Source organism: Desulfobotulus mexicanus, assembly GCF_006175995.1.
Lineage (GTDB): Bacteria > Desulfobacterota > Desulfobacteria > Desulfobacterales > ASO4-4 > Desulfobotulus > Desulfobotulus mexicanus.
In genome coordinates this window covers 1-15,223 of sequence record NZ_VDMB01000014.1, presented here as the reverse complement: position 1 = coordinate 15,223, position 15,223 = coordinate 1, and the positions used below count along the sequence as shown (strand labels likewise).

Sequence of the window (15,223 nt, the reverse complement as noted above, 5' to 3'; positions counted from 1 at the left end):
TCCAAGAAAAAACCCCACCCAGTTCTACGCATAATAAGGAAGACCATGGCAAAAAAAGCAGCACCCAAACAGGAAGAACCCATAGAAAAACAGATGTGGAAGGCGGCGGATAAGCTGCGTAAAAATATTGATGCGGCAGAATACAAGCACATTGTTCTGGGGCTGATCTTCCTCAAGTATATTTCCGATGCCTTTGATGAGCTGTACGAAAAGCTGCAAAAAGGTGAAGGCGACTATGCCGGGGCCGACCCGGAAGACAAGGACGAGTACAAGGCGGAGAATGTCTTCTTTGTTCCGGAGACAGCCCGCTGGTCCTATCTCCTGACTCAGGCAAAGCAGCCGGACATCGGCAAAACCGTGGATGCCGCCATGGATGCCATAGAAAAGGAAAACCCCTCGCTTCGGGACGTGCTGCCCAAGGTGTTCGCACGGGGCAATCTCGACCCCACCAGCCTTGGCGGACTCATTGATCTCATCGGCAACATTGCCTTTACCAGTGCCAAGGCCCGCAGCGCTGACCTGCTCGGCCATGTGTTCGAATATTTTCTCGGAGAATTTGCGCTGGCCGAAGGCAAAAAGGGCGGCCAGTTCTACACCCCCCGCAGTGTGGTCGAACTGCTGGTGGAAATGCTGGAGCCTTACAAAGGCCGTGTGCTGGACCCCTGCTGCGGCTCCGGCGGCATGTTTGTGCAGTCGGAAAAATTCGTTACCGGACATCAGGGCAAGGTCAGTGACATCTCCATCTACGGGCAGGAGAGCAACCAGACCACATGGCGGCTGGCCAAAATGAACCTTGCCATCCGTCATCTGGACAGCTCTCAGGTGAAATGGAACAACGAAGGCTCCTTTCTCAATGATGCCCACAAAGACCTGAAGGCCGATTATGTCATCGCCAACCCGCCCTTCAACGACAGCGACTGGAGCGGAGATCTGCTGCGCACAGATGGCCGCTGGCAATACGGGGTGCCGCCCACGGGCAATGCTAACTACGCCTGGATTCAGCACTTTCTCTATCACCTCAACCCGAATGGTCAGGCCGGTTTCGTACTGGCCAAGGGTTCCCTCACCTCCAAAAGCTCCGGCGAGGGCGACATCCGAAAAGCCCTGATCGAAGCCGGTCTGGTGGACTGCATTGTCAACCTGCCCGCCAAGCTCTTTCTGAACACCCAGATCCCTGCCAGCCTCTGGTTTCTCAGCCGCAATAAGAGTAACGGCAGATTCCGCAACCGCTCCGGAGAAATCCTCTTCATCGATGCCCGCAACCTCGGCCACCTCATTAACCGCCGCACCAAGGAGTTTTCAGCGGAAGACATCTCCACCATCACCCGCACCTATCACAACTGGCGCAAGCTGGACGGTGACTATGAAGATGTGAAGGGTTTTTGCAACTCAGCCTCCATCGAAAGGGTACGGGAGCTGGATTATGTGCTCACACCGGGCCGCTATGTGGGCCTTGCCGATGAGGAGGACGATTTCGATTTCAAGGAACGCTTCACCCGGCTCAAGGAAGAATTTGAGGCCCAGTTGCAGGAAGAGGCAAGGCTGAATGCCCTGATTGCGGAGAATTTAAAGAGGGTGAAGGTATGAACAACGAGATCAGGTGGAAGCAGCGGTTCCAGAATTTTGAAAATGCCTGTCACCAGACAATCCTGCAGGAGACCGTGCCCTTCATTGCCGAAGAATTTTTTCCTCTGGCCCGCAGACTCCGGGAAGATCTGAGGGACAGAGTATGAAATACGGACTCAGTGAAAAACAGCTTGAGGAAATCATTGATTTCATCGCCGGATACCCGGAAGTGGAAACCGCACTGCTCTTCGGCTCCCGCGCTCTGGGAACCTTCCGGGAAGCCTCGGATGTGGACATTGCCCTTCAGGGGGAAGGGGTAACCTTTGCCCTTGCCGCAAAAATGAAATTCAATATCGAAGAAGACAGCTACCTGCCTTTCATCTTTGATTTTATTGCCTATCCGACCATTACCAATGAGGCCCTCAGAAAGCACATTGATACGAAGGGGGTTGTGATTTTTAGGAGGGGGGAGAGCGATTGGAAGGAAATGGAATTAGGAGATGTCTGTACTCTTTTGGATTGTTTGCACAAAACACCCAAATATTCTGGGTCAGGCTATCCTATGGTCAGAGTAACAGATGTAAAAAATGGATTCTTAGATACAAGTGAATGTTTGTTGGTTGATGAAGAAGTCTTTAAAGCTTTTAGCAAGGATTATAAACCAAAGATTGGCGATATTATATTTACAAGGGTGGGTTCTTTTGGTCTTTCAGCTATTGTAAAAAAAGAAGAGAGATTTTGTATTGGCCAAAACACTACCCTGCTTCTTCCTAATAAAATTGATCCTTTTTTTATTTTTTATTTTTTAATAGGTACTGATGCTCGAAATCAAATAGAAGGTCTTGTAGGAGGTTCAACACAACCAACAATAAGCATGGCCAATATTAGAAAAATAATAATACCGTATCCATCAATTGATGAACAAAAAGCCATCGCCTCGGTGCTGACCTGCCTCGACGACAAAATCGACCTGCTCCACCGCCAGAACAAAACCCTCGAAGCCATGGCGGAAACCCTCTTCCGGCAGTGGTTTGTGGAAGAGGCGCAGGAGGATTGGGAGGAGGGAAAGATGGGAGATATTGTTACTGTTGTAAGCGGAACAACACCAAAAACAAGCAAACCTGAATATTGGAACGGGGAATATCACTGGACATCACCCCGAGATATAACGACTTTAAAAGGCTTATTCCTTTTTGATACCGAAAGAAAAATAACAAAGGAAGGGCTTGAACAAATAGGATCAGGCTTGCTTCCTTCTGGTAGTTTACTAATGTCTTCTCGTGCACCAGTTGGGGCATTGGCTTTTGCAGAAATACCCGTAGCTATCAATCAAGGTTATGCTGGAATTATATGTGATAAAGGTTTTTCACGTGAGTATGTTTATCTATGGTTAAAAACGAATATGGATTTTGTAAAATCCCATGCAAATGGTTCCACTTTTCAAGAAATAAGCAAGTCAGCATTCCGAGAATTAGCTGTAAACATACCAGACAATAAGTCAAATTTTGAATTCAATAAGTTAATTTCTCCCTCTTTCACAAAGATAAAAACAAATTGTGTACAAATCCAAACACTTGAAAAACTCCGCGACACCCTCCTACCCAAGCTCATGAGTGGCGAAGTGCGGGTGGAAATATGAGTAACAACATTCTCCCCGAAAAAGTTCAGAGCTTTGTCATCTTTAAAACGGCAGATGGCAAAGTCAATATCGATGTTTATTTCCAAGACGATACACTCTGGCTTACCCAAAAACTGATTGCCGAATTATTCGGAAAAGGTCGTTCAACCATTACCGAACACCTGAAAAATATTTTTGCGGATGGCGAACTCCAGGAACAACTGGTATGTCGGAAATTCCGACACACCACCCAACACGGTGCCATCGAAGGCAAAACCCAGCAAAAAGATGTGCTGTACTACAACCTTCGAGCCATAACTGCCGTTGGCTATAGGGTCAATTCCCATCGGGCCACAGAATTCAGGAAATGGGCAACAGAAATCCTGCATGAATACATCATCAAGGGTTTTGCCATGGATGACGAACGCCTAAAGCAGATCAGGCATTTTGGGCAGGATTACTTTGATGAGCTGCTGGAGCGCATTCATGAAATCCGCCTGAGTGAGCGGCGGCTCTATCAGAAAATCACGGATATTTATGCCTTGTCCGCTGATTACGACAGAAACGATGAAACCACCAGAACGTTCTTCTCTATGGTACAAAACAAAATGCACTGGGCTATACAGGGTAAAACCGCCGCAGAGATCATCTATACCGAAGCCGATGCCCAGAAAATCTTTATGGGTTTAAAAAGCTGGAAGAATGCCCCTGCCGGGAAAATCCTGAAATCCGATGTGATCATTGCCAAAAACTACCTCAATGAAGAACATCTTAAAGAACTGCAAAGGATCGTGTCCGCCTACCTCGATCTGGCCGAAAATAGGGCGCGCCGTGGTATTGTAACCAATATGAAAGACTGGGTTCAGTTTTTGGACAGGTTCCTGACCTTATCGGATTATCCGATTCTCACGGATAAAGGAAAAGTTTCCGCCTTAGAGGCCAAAATCAAAGCCGAGGCAGAATACGATAAATTCCGGGTCATACAGGACAGAGAGTACATCTCTGACTTTGACATGGAAGTGAAAAAGCTGATCGCTAAAGATAAAGACGGAAAAAAATAATGACTTCTAAAATCAGCGAATCCGAAATCGAAACCTTCGCCATGGGGCTTTTTGAAAAACTCGGGTATCACTGCCTCCATGGCCCGGACATAGCACCTGACAGCGAAACCCCGGAGCGGGAGAGTTTTGAGGATGTGCTGCTGCTGGAACGGCTTCGCAGGGCCGTGGCCCGCATCAACCCTGCCCTCCCTTCGGATGTGCGGGAAGAAGCCATCAAAGGGATTCAGCGCCTCAACGCAGCGGAACCCATTGCCAACAACGAAGCCTTTCACCGTATGCTGACCGAGGGCATCAAGGTCAGCTATCAGGACAGGGGAAACGAGCGTGGGGATCTGGTGTGGCTGGTGGATTTTACCAGCCCCCGGAACAACGAGTTTCTCGTTCTCAATCAGTTCACCGTGGTTGGCCACCACAGCAATCAGGGGCACCAGAGCAGGCGGCCGGATGTGATTCTCTTTGTCAACGGCCTGCCGCTGGTGGTCATTGAACTCAAAAACGCCGCCGATGAAAAGGCCACCCTCCAGTCCGCCTACAGGCAGTTTCAGACCTACAGGGAGACCATTCCCGCCCTCTTCACCTACAACGGGATGCTGGTGATCTCCGACGGGCTGGAGGCAAGGGTGGGTTCCCTGTCGGCGGATTTTTCCCGGTTCATGGCCTGGAAAACAGCAGACGGCAGGACGGAGGCACCGGCCCTGATCAGCCAGCTGGAAACCCTGATCAAAGGGATGCTGAACCAAGAAACCCTGCTGGATCTGCTCCGCCATTTCATCGTGTTTGAAAAATCCGGAAAGGAAGACCCGGAAACGGGTATTATCAGTATTTCTACGGTGAAAAAGCTGGCGGCCTATCATCAGTATTATGCCGTGAATGCGGCGGTGGCTTCCACCCTGCGGGCTTCCAGTGAAATCCCAGAGGCAGTGGCGGAAGCACCGGAGAATTTCGGGCTGGCCAGTGTCGGCAACCAGCCGCCCGGGGATCGCAAGGCCGGGGTGGTCTGGCATACCCAGGGCAGTGGCAAGTCCCTCTCCATGGTGTTCTACACCGGCAAGATCGTGCTGGCGCTGGATAACCCCACCATCCTCATCATCACAGACCGCAACGATCTGGATGATCAGCTTTTCCAAACCTTTGCCTCATGCACTCAGGTGCTGCGGCAGGAGCCGGTGCAGGTGGATGATCGCAAAGAGCTGAAACGGCTCCTGAAGGTGGCATCCGGCGGGGTGATCTTCACCACCATTCAAAAATTCCAGCCGGAAGAAGGCAATATCTACGAGGAGTTGAGCAGTCGTTGCAATGTGGTGGTGGTGGCAGACGAGGCCCACCGCACCCAGTACGGTTTCAAGGCCAAAACCGTGGATGAGAAGGATGCGGAGGGTAACATCATCGGCAAAAAGATTGTGTACGGCTTTGCCAAGTATCTGAGGGATGCCCTGCCCAATGCCACCTACCTTGGATTTACCGGAACCCCCATCGAAAAGACCGATGTCAACACCCCTGCGGTGTTCGGCAATTATGTGGATGTCTATGACATTGCTCAGGCGGTGGAAGACGGAGCCACCATAAAGATTTATTACGAAAGCCGTCTGGCGCGGGTATCCTTAAGCGAGGAAGGCAGGGAACTCATTGCTGAGCTGGATGATGAACTGGAGCAGGACGAGCTGACGGAAACCCAGAAAGCCAAGGCCAAATGGACGAAGATGGAAGCCCTGATCGGCTCAGAGCAGCGCATCCGGAATGTGGCTCAGGACATTGTGGCGCATTTTGAAAAACGTCAGGAAGTGTTTCTGGGCAAGGCCATGATTGTGGCCATGTCCCGGCGTATTGCGGCGGATCTCTATGAAGAGATTGTCAAGCTGAGGCCAGAGTGGCATTCCTCCGATCTTACCGGGGGGTCGATCAAGGTTGTGATGACGGCTTCTTCTTCGGACGGGCCGAAGCTCTCCGGCCATCACACCACCAAAGAGCAGCGCCGAATCCTTGCCGAGCGCATGAAAGACCCCCATGACACCCTGAAGCTGGTCATTGTGCGGGATATGTGGCTCACCGGTTTTGATGCGCCCTGCATGCACACCCTCTACATCGACAAGCCCATGAAGGGCCACAACCTGATGCAGGCCATAGCACGGGTCAACCGGGTGTACGGCGACAAGCCTGCGGGGCTGGTGGTGGATTATCTGGGCATTGCCTCGGATCTTAAACAGGCCCTGTCCTTTTATGCCGATGCCGGTGGCAAGGGTGATCCCATGCTGGCCCAGGAGCAGGCCGTACAAGTGATGTTGGAAAAGATGGAAGTGGTGGCCGCCATGTATCACGGCTTTGCCTATGAAGAGTATTTCGGGGCTGATACTTCCGGCAAGCTCTCCATGATTCTGGCCGCCGAAGAACATATTCTGGGGCTGGAGGATGGCAAAAAACGCTACATCGATCAGGTCACAGCCCTGTCTCAGGCCTTTGCCATCGCCATTCCGCACGAGCAGGCCATGGATGTGAGCGATGAAATTTCCTTTTTTCAGGCGGTGAAGGCGCGGCTTGCCAAGTTCGACAGCAGGGGTTCAGGACGGAGCAACGAGGAGATGGAATCCACCATCCGGCAGGTGATCGATAAGGCTCTTGTCTCGGAACAGGTCATTGACGTATTTGATGCCGCCGGAATCAAAAAACCCGATATTTCCATTCTTTCCGAAGAATTTCTACAGGAGCTTAAAAACAGGGAACACAAAAATATTGCGCTGGAAGTGCTGAAAAAACTGCTCAATGATGAGATAAAGGCACGGGCCAAAAAGAATCTGGTACAAAGCCGGACGCTCATGGAAATGCTGGAGAACGCCATCCGGCGTTATCAGGCCAAGGTACTCACGGCAGCAGAGGTGATGGACGAGCTGATCCGGGTCGGCAAGGAAATCGTCAAGTCCGATCAGGAGGCCGAAAATATGGGCATGAGCGATTATGAGTACGCCTTTTATACCGCCGTTGCCAACAACGACAGTGCAAAAGAGCTGATGCAGAAGGATCAGTTGAGGGAGCTTGCCGTTGTCCTCTTTGAAAAGGTAAAGGCCAATGCCTCCATAGACTGGACCATTAAAGAGAGCGTAAAGGCAAAACTTAAAGTCATTGTAAAAAGAACCTTACGCCAGTTCGGGTATCCGCCCGACATGCAGAAGCTTGCCACGGAAACGGTGCTGAGACAGGCGGAGATGCTGGCCAATGAGCTGGCACAAACTCAGGGGGCGTAAAAAGCCGCGCCCCTGTGCTGAGTGTCATACCCCGGAGAAGCTTGACACACCAGCCCACCCGTATTACGACTTGTCATACGGAGGTGACACTATGATCACATTAAGACTGGACCCGGATTTAGAAAAAGAGATCTGTACCGCTGCCAAAAATCTTGGCCTGACAAAATCCGATCTGATTCGTAAAAGCATCATTGAATATCTCGGAAAGCTTGAAAGCCCCAATGCCTGGGAGCTGGGCAAGGATTATTTTGGCAGATACGCAAGCGGCCTGAAAAATTTATCCGTTGATCGGAAAACCATATTAAAAGAAAAGATCCGGGCTAAAAGAACATGAAAAAAATTCTGATAGACTCCGGCCCTTTAATTGCCTTATTCGATTCATCGGACAGATACCATCAAGAATCCATTGATTTTATAAAGAAAAATAAATATCCCCTTGTTACAACCATAGCCTCCATAACCGAGACACTTCATTTACTGGATTTCAACAGAAATGCCCAAATCGATTTTTTGGAGTGGATTGGCAGCGGAGGCGTTCAGATTCATGACATCCAGAATAAGGATTTTCACCGGCTGAAAGAGCTGACAGAAAAATATCGGGATTTACCAATGGATTTTGCGGATTCATGCCTTGTCTATACTGCTGAACAACTCGGCATCAATACCATTGCAACCATTGACCGGGATTTTACGGTTTACAGGATTGAAGGAATAAAAAAGTTTGAAATTTTACTTTCCTGAATAAATCCGAAATATTACAGAACTTTTAGGACATGGCAGGAAATGAACCTTTTTGTAAGGAGATTTCCCACATTGGATATTCCACGGATCTTCACCATTACCGAAAGTGCCCACCGCATCCATAACCCTTTCACGCCCGAAAAGCTCGCCACCCTTGGTGCAGCCCTGCGTCTGGAACCGGGAACCCGGATACTCGACCTCGGCAGCGGTTCCGGCGAGATGCTGTGTACCTGGGCACGCGATTACGGAGTCATCGGCACCGGCATCGACATGAGCCGCTTATTCACTGAACAGGCCAGGCAGCGTGCTGAAGAACTCGGTGTCAACGATAAGGTCACATTTATCCATGATGATGCCGCAGGCTATGTCGCTGCCGAAAAGGTTCATGTGGCAGCCTGCGTCGGTGCAACCTGGATTGGTGGCGGTGTTTCCGGCACAATCGCGCTTTTAAGACGCAGCCTGCACACCGGGGGGATCATCCTCATCGGCGAGCCTTACTGGCGGCAGTTACCGCCGACGGAAGAAGTTGCCAGGGGCTGCCTTGCCAGCGGGATATCCGACTTTCTCATGCTTCCGGAACTCCTCGCATCTTTCGGGCATCTGGGCTGCGATGTGGTTGAAATGGTTCTGGCGGATCAGGACGGATGGGACAGATACGAGGCCGCCAAATGGCTCACCATGCGCAGGTGGCTTGACGCCAGCCCCGAAAACGCGCTGGCTGAAGAAGTTCGCGCCAGACTGACCTCGGAACCCGAACGCTATTCCACCTACACCCGTGAATATCTGGGCTGGGGGGTGTTTGCCCTGATGCCCCGGTGAACAGAGGAGCAGCCATGGGGAATTTGATACGGGTGCCCCACCTGAGTACTACCTTCTCGATTTCCTCGACCTGAAAGGCAACTTCACCAAAAAAACCTGAAAAACGCCATCCTGCCGGAAGCTGATGCAGGCATTGGGAGGCTCTTCATGGAATCAAACCGCATTGAATACAAAAAAGAGCTGACGGATTCATTAGAAAAAGAAGTTGTCGCCTTTCTGAATTATCGTGACGGTGGCGTAATTTTTATCGGCATAGATGATAAGGGAACGGCTGTTGGCGTAGATAAAAGCGATCAGGTTCAGCTGATTATCAAAGACAGGATCAAAAACAATATCCAGCCCTCCGCCATGGGGCTTTTTGATGTGATTCTGGAAACAAAGGAAGACAAAAAGCTTATTCGGATCATCGTTGCCGGTGGCATGGAAAAGCCCTATTATTTACGCAAATACGGCATGACGGAAAAAGGCTGTTTTATACGGATAGGCAGTTCAAGCGAACCCATGTCCCAGGATATGATAGATTCTCTCTACAGCAGAAGAATCCGCAATACCATTGGGAAAATGGAATCAACCCGCCACAACCTGACCTTTGAACAGCTTAAAATTTACTATGAAACAAGGGACTTGCACCTGAATGCCTCTTTCATGAAAAATCTGGAACTGCTGACTCCCGAAGGAAAGCCAAATTATGCCGCGTATCTTTTAGCAGATGAAAACGGGGTTTCTGTTCAGGTAGCAAAATATGCGGACACGACACGGGTTGATCTTGTAGAAAATATTGATTTTGGCCGCTGTTCTCTGATTAGAGCCTACAAAAATGTCATGGACAGAATGAATGTCGAAAATACCATTTATACCAGAATTGGTGTTCCTTTGCGGGAAGAACGCCCGATGATCCACCCCATTGCCCTGCGGGAAGCGGTCGTCAATGCCATTGTTCATAATGACTACTCCAATGGCAGTATCCCCAAATTTGAATTTTTTTCTGACAGACTGGAAATCACCTCTGCCGGGGGATTACCCTATGGCCTTGAAATGGAAGATTTCTTTGCAGGCCATACAGCCCCCCGCAATAAAGAAATTATGCGGATATTCCGGGATCTTGAAATTGTCGAACATCTTGGCTCAGGAATCCCCCGTATTTTAGAAGCTTATGGCCAGGAATGCTTTCAGATCAGCCGGAATTTCATGCGAGTGGTTTTCCCTTATGCTCAACCCTTGCCAAAAGAAGACGATTTGCCAAAAATAGTCGGCAAAACAGGGGAACAAGTAAAGGAACAAGTAAAGGAACAAGTAAAGGAACAAGTAAAGGTTTTAGTGCTGAAACTGGAAAGGGAAATGTCTGTAGCAGAAATAATGACCTCCCTTGAGTTAAAAGGTCGTAGAAATTTTATACAGAATTATTTGCAACCTGCTCTTGAATCCGGATTTATAGAAATGACGCAGCCCTCTTCCCCCAAAAGCCCGACTCAAAAATACCGCCTCACCGCAAAAGGCAAGGCCCTGCTGGGCAAGGGAGGGGATCATATCTGATCCGCTTGAGCTTTTACAAAAGCACTTCAACACCGCCCTCAAAAGCCCCCTTCCGCCAGCGTACCGGATGGGGGCTTTCCTGTCCTGATCGCCATCCCCGAAAACCAGCCTCTCCCCTACCGGACATCTTGCAGCCTCTGAGCAAAAAACTTAAAAATACATAAAAAAACAAGCTATTACATCTGAAAATCAGTTTATTGTTGACACTGGAAACATTCCTGCCCTATAGTCCGCCCAATGCAAGAGGAGACCAAGAGGAGGCAGGGATGACAGAACAGACAGCGTATCACCATGGCAACCTGCGGGAAGAGCTTGTGGCTGCCGCCCTGGAAATGATTCAGGAAAACGGCGGTGCCTACGGCGTTACCCTGCGCAAGATCGCTTCCCGTGTCGGGGTCAGCCATGCGGCCCCCTACCGTCATTTTCAGGACAAGAAAGATCTGCTGGCCGCAGTGGCCCGGCAGGGCTTCGACCTTCTCATGGACTGGACCCGAAAACGCCTGAGTGAAACGGATGGGGAGCCCCTTTCCCGCTTCGGGGCCTGGGGGATGGCCTATATGGATTTTGCCATCGCCCATCCGGCCCATTTCCGGGTTATGTTTGCGCCTCCGGAAAAGGACATGACGCTGTCCGAGGATCTGAGACCGGAATCTTCACATTACTTCAAAGAATTTCAAGCTCTTGTTTCAGATTGCTACGATAAGGGGGTTCTGGTGGGGGAAGATCCCGCCGCCATCACCCGTGGGGCCTGGTCCATGGTGCATGGATTTTCAACCCTCTTCATCGGCAATCACATGGAAACCACCGGTCTGGATCTTCAGGCCATAACCCACATGAAACGCTCGATTCTCACGACCTTTTACCGGGGAACCCGTCCCGATGGAGAGGGGCTGCCGTACAAAACGGCTGCCGGAACAAAAGAATCGGGAAAGGAAAACCCATGACCCATCCCATGTATCACAAACTGCAGGAGGTACTCGATACCCTGCCCAACGGATTCCCCGCAACGGAAAGCGGTGTGGAACTGCGGATCCTCGAATGGATCTTTACACCGGAAGAGGCGGAACTCTTCTGCGATCTCAGGCTCACCTTTGAGTCTGCGGATCAGATCGCCAAACGCACGGGCCGCCCCTTGGAGGGCCTGGAAAAAATGCTCTTTACCATGTGGGACAAGGGCCAGATTTTTGGCATTGATTACCATGGGTTCCGGATCTTCCGCATGGCTCCCTGGGTTTTCGGTATTTTTGAGTTCCAGAGAAAACGCATGACCCGGGAATTCGCCCAGCTCTGCAAGGACTATGAGGTTGCCTACGGACGGCAGTTTTTTGAAACCCAGCCTCCCCTCATGAAAATTGTCCCCATTGAGGAGGAAATCCCCTCGGATCAGATGTCCATGCCCTATGAGCAGGTATCGGCCATCATCGAGGCGGGGCAGAGCTTTGCCGTCGCGGACTGTATCTGCAAAAAGGAACACGAACTGCTGGATGCCCCCTGCACCAAACCCGTCGAGGTCTGTCTCTCCATTGCACCGGTTCCGGGTTTCTTCGAGAACCAACCCATGGAGCTGCGCCCCATCGACAAGGAGGAAGCCTACGCCATCCTCAAAAAATCCGAAAAGGCGGGGCTGGTTCACATGACCAACAACTTCGCCAAGGGGCATTACTACATCTGCAACTGTTGCAGCTGCTGCTGCGGTGTGCTGCGCTCCATTACGGAACACGGCATCCGGAATGCGGTCAGCACGAACTTTTTTGCCCTTATTGATGCGGAAAGCTGTATCGACTGCGGGATCTGCCAGAAAAAACGCTGCCCCGTCGCTGCCATCGCCAAAACAGAAGATGCGTATCATGTGAACCCGGATCTCTGCATCGGCTGCGGACTCTGCGTTTCCACCTGCCCGTCCAGATCCATCACCCTTAAGCGCAGGCCCGAGTCCGCCATCGTGGAACCGCCTGAAAACGAAGCGGACTGGTACCGTCAGCGCGCCGCCATGCGGGGCGTGGACTACAGCCGGTTTGCCTGAGCCAAAAAGGGGAGAACCATGCACGAGCTTCCCGTAATGAACCGGATTCTGGCTGTGGCGGAAAAACATGCCCGCATGAACCGGATACAGCGGATTCTCAAAATTGATCTCGAAGTCGGGCGGCTTTCCGATCTCGAAGAAAAGTGGATGCGCCGCTACTTTGATCAGATTTCCAAAGGAAGCATCGCGGAAGGTGCCTTTCTCTCCGTGGAATGGAAGCCCGTTGTTCTGGCCTGTTCGGCCTGCGGCACAACATTTGAACCAGAGCTTTCTGGCGACAGCCCCAGTGTCTGCCCGGAGTGCCTGAACACAGGCGGCACTCTGGTGAGCGGACGGGGATATGTGATTAAAAGTATGGAGGGTATATGACAGAAGTACGTCTCATCGAGGTTAAGGAAAACATTCTGGACGACAACGACAAGGTGGCGGCAGATCTGAGGGCACGGCTTACGGCCAGTAAAACCTTTCTCCTGAACCTCATGGCAGGGCCCGGTGCGGGAAAGACCAGCACCGTGATCGCCACGGCCACACGCCTGAAAGACCGGATCAGGATCGGTGTGCTGGAGGCGGACATCGATTCTACCGTGGATGCGGAAAAGGTGCTGGAAGCCGGTATTCCCGCCATTCAGATGAAAACCGGCGGATTCTGCCATCTGGACGCCACCATGGTGGAGGACGGACTCCGCACCCTTGGCGGCAATTATGATCTGGTCATTCTGGAAAATGTGGGCAATCTCGTCTGCCCTGCGGAATTTGATACGGGTGCCCACCTGAACATGATGGTGATCAGCCTGCCCGAAGGAGACGACAAACCCCTCAAGTACCCGCTGATGTTTTCCGTATGCGACATCATTCTCGTGAACAAGACGGACATGCAGGCCTTAACGGATTTCAGTCTGGAACGCTTCACCAGCGCGGTCCGCCGGGTTAACGCGAAGGCAGCCATCTTTCCCGTCTCCTGCAGGACAGGGGAAGGTCTGGATGTCTGGGCAGAGGCTCTTGCGGAAAAAGTTTTGGAATTTCAGCAGAAAACAATCTGAAATCTTCTTTGGATTCCCGTTTTTACATCCATCCTCATCATCGAAGGAGAACCCACATGCACATACCCGACGCCATGATCACAGGAGCCATCTGTCCTGTCACCGCTGCTCTGGCAGCAGGCCTCGCAGGAGCCGCCGTCTTCACCGCCGTAAAAGGAAAGGAAGAGACGAGACCCGTAAGCTTTGCGGCCGTAACCGCCCTTATTTTTGTCTTACAGATGCTGAACTACCCCGTCAGTGCCGCCACATCCGGGCATCTCATTGGCGGTGTACTGGCCGCAACGCTGCTGGGTGTTCCCCTGGGAGTTCTCTCCCTGTCCCTCGTCCTCTTCGTGCAGGCCGTCTTCTTCGGAGACGGCGGGCTCACGGTTCTCGGAGCCAATATTCTGCTCATGTCCGGTGCAGGCGCAGGCTTTGGCGGACTTCTGAGGCATGTTCTCATCCAGAAATCCGAAAATCCCCTTCTCCGGAACCTTGCCACGGCCTTTGCCGCCTGGTGCTCCGTGGTTGTCGCCGCCTGCCTCTGCTCCTTTTTTCTGGCCTCAGGTTCCGAGGCCTCCCTTTCCGGCGTTCTCTGGCCCATGGTCAAGGTGCATGCCCTCATCGGTGTGGGTGAAGCCGTCCTCACCCTGACCATGGTGGCCCTGGCAAAGCGGATGCCGAAACTCCTCCTTCCCATGGCGGCGGCACTGTTTCTGACTCCCTTTGCCTCAGGCTATCCCGACGGGCTTGAGTTTGTGGCGGAAAACTTCCACCTTCCCGAAGGCATTTCCCTCTTTACCGCCCCCATGCCAGACTATACCCTTCCCTTCCCCCTGCTTCCTGAAGCCCTTTCCGGCATGGCTGCGGGGCTTGCGGGCATTCTCATCTGCCAGATACTGGCCGCAGCCCTCGCCCGATCCATGGGCCAAAAAGGGGTCGCCCATTTAAAGGACCTGTCAAGTAAAAAAACACCTCTCCTGTTCAAGCGTCACCTCTTTTTTTGCTTGATTACGGTTAACTCAGAATGGTGCAGGTGGCCTGTCTGAATTCGCATCTGAAATTTCAATTTTATTGGGATGGCGGAATAATGATCCGCACCAGTCACCCATCGGGATCCAGGCTTGCTGTGTTCTGTTGTACAGAACCGGCAGCCCCCTCCGCCAGAAGGCGGACCAGAAAATCTTCAGTTCCGTATCGTGTCCAGTTGTTTTTATCAGACCATATGGTTTTTATAACCAGCCCCAAAATAGGTTCACGACACAGGCGAATCAAACTTTTGCAAATGCAGCCAGTCTGTTATTTAAAGGGAACAACAGCCCCCAATCAGACCCAGTGAGTTTGAATCAACCCCTTTACCGGCTAACTGCTGTTCCCAAAACGATATTTATTCAGTATGTCTCTGGAGGCTGGGTCCTCCAAAGCTCCCGGAAGATGAATGGGGACCCAAATTATCCCAGATTCATCTTCCGGGAGCTTTGGGTCGATAAACCTTCATCATCGGGGAGTTCTGAAACCATCCTCATCTTGTGTGTTAAAAAGCTTATTTGCATCATAGGGGACCTGATCTCTCATGATATAGTAAGAAGCTCTGGCGAGTTTATTAC

Annotated in this window: 14 protein-coding genes; all 14 read left to right on the top strand. The window is 51.3% G+C overall.

Going from position 1 to position 15,223, the window contains the following annotated elements; genetic code table 11:
• The first annotated feature begins 45 nt into the window (after positions 1 to 45).
• The 14 genes from FIM25_RS11145 to FIM25_RS11085 all read left to right on the top strand — a co-directional run bounded on the left by FIM25_RS11145 (position 46) and on the right by FIM25_RS11085 (position 14,665).
• Positions 46 to 1,587 carry a type I restriction-modification system subunit M gene (locus FIM25_RS11145; RefSeq protein WP_139449293.1) on the top strand — a complete coding sequence of 514 codons (1,542 nt, stop codon included), beginning with the start codon at positions 46 to 48 and terminating at the stop codon, positions 1,585 to 1,587.
• On the top strand, positions 1,584 to 1,733 hold the full coding sequence (locus FIM25_RS17095) for a hypothetical protein (protein WP_179953315.1): 150 nt from the start codon (positions 1,584 to 1,586) through the stop codon (positions 1,731 to 1,733). The genes FIM25_RS11145 and FIM25_RS17095 overlap by 4 nt, the downstream gene beginning before the upstream one ends.
• The gene (locus tag FIM25_RS11140; protein ID WP_139449291.1) at positions 1,730 to 3,205 is read left to right on the top strand and encodes a restriction endonuclease subunit S; all 1,476 of its coding nucleotides are present in this window, start codon (positions 1,730 to 1,732) and stop codon (positions 3,203 to 3,205) included. Before FIM25_RS17095 ends, FIM25_RS11140 begins: the two co-directional genes overlap by 4 nt.
• Complete coding sequence (locus FIM25_RS11135) at positions 3,202 to 4,245, top strand: virulence RhuM family protein (RefSeq protein ID WP_139449289.1); 1,044 nt, start codon at positions 3,202 to 3,204, stop codon at positions 4,243 to 4,245. The genes FIM25_RS11140 and FIM25_RS11135 overlap by 4 nt, the downstream gene beginning before the upstream one ends.
• Positions 4,245 to 7,481, top strand: a complete 3,237-nt coding sequence (locus tag FIM25_RS11130; RefSeq protein WP_139449287.1) for a type I restriction endonuclease subunit R — start codon at positions 4,245 to 4,247, stop codon at positions 7,479 to 7,481. Before FIM25_RS11135 ends, FIM25_RS11130 begins: the two co-directional genes overlap by 1 nt.
• A gap of 91 nt (positions 7,482 to 7,572) precedes the next feature.
• The gene (locus tag FIM25_RS11125) at positions 7,573 to 7,815 is read left to right on the top strand and encodes a ribbon-helix-helix domain-containing protein (RefSeq protein ID WP_139449285.1); all 243 of its coding nucleotides are present in this window, start codon (positions 7,573 to 7,575) and stop codon (positions 7,813 to 7,815) included.
• Positions 7,812 to 8,222, top strand: coding sequence for a type II toxin-antitoxin system VapC family toxin (locus tag FIM25_RS11120; protein WP_139449283.1), 411 nt, complete (start codon positions 7,812 to 7,814; stop codon positions 8,220 to 8,222). Before FIM25_RS11125 ends, FIM25_RS11120 begins: the two co-directional genes overlap by 4 nt.
• Before the next feature lie 42 nt (positions 8,223 to 8,264).
• On the top strand, positions 8,265 to 9,041 hold the full coding sequence (locus FIM25_RS11115) for an SAM-dependent methyltransferase (RefSeq protein WP_246052164.1): 777 nt from the start codon (positions 8,265 to 8,267) through the stop codon (positions 9,039 to 9,041).
• Between the two features lie 147 nt (positions 9,042 to 9,188).
• Positions 9,189 to 10,574, top strand: a complete 1,386-nt coding sequence (locus FIM25_RS11110; protein ID WP_139449281.1) for a Fic family protein — start codon at positions 9,189 to 9,191, stop codon at positions 10,572 to 10,574.
• Positions 10,575 to 10,840: 266 nt separating this feature from the next.
• Positions 10,841 to 11,518 carry a TetR/AcrR family transcriptional regulator gene (locus tag FIM25_RS11105; protein ID WP_139449279.1) on the top strand — a complete coding sequence of 226 codons (678 nt, stop codon included), beginning with the start codon at positions 10,841 to 10,843 and terminating at the stop codon, positions 11,516 to 11,518.
• Positions 11,515 to 12,597: a 4Fe-4S binding protein gene (locus tag FIM25_RS11100; protein ID WP_139449277.1), complete on the top strand. Its 1,083-nt coding sequence runs from the start codon at positions 11,515 to 11,517 to the stop codon at positions 12,595 to 12,597. The genes FIM25_RS11105 and FIM25_RS11100 overlap by 4 nt, the downstream gene beginning before the upstream one ends.
• Before the next feature lie 18 nt (positions 12,598 to 12,615).
• The gene (locus FIM25_RS11095) at positions 12,616 to 12,966 is read left to right on the top strand and encodes a hydrogenase maturation nickel metallochaperone HypA/HybF (protein ID WP_139449275.1); all 351 of its coding nucleotides are present in this window, start codon (positions 12,616 to 12,618) and stop codon (positions 12,964 to 12,966) included.
• Positions 12,963 to 13,637, top strand: coding sequence for a hydrogenase nickel incorporation protein HypB (gene hypB / locus FIM25_RS11090; RefSeq protein WP_139449272.1), 675 nt, complete (start codon positions 12,963 to 12,965; stop codon positions 13,635 to 13,637). The genes FIM25_RS11095 and hypB overlap by 4 nt, the downstream gene beginning before the upstream one ends.
• Positions 13,638 to 13,693: 56 nt before the next feature.
• Positions 13,694 to 14,665: an energy-coupling factor ABC transporter permease gene (locus FIM25_RS11085; protein WP_218961394.1), complete on the top strand. Its 972-nt coding sequence runs from the start codon at positions 13,694 to 13,696 to the stop codon at positions 14,663 to 14,665.
• Positions 14,666 to 15,223 lie beyond the last annotated feature (558 nt).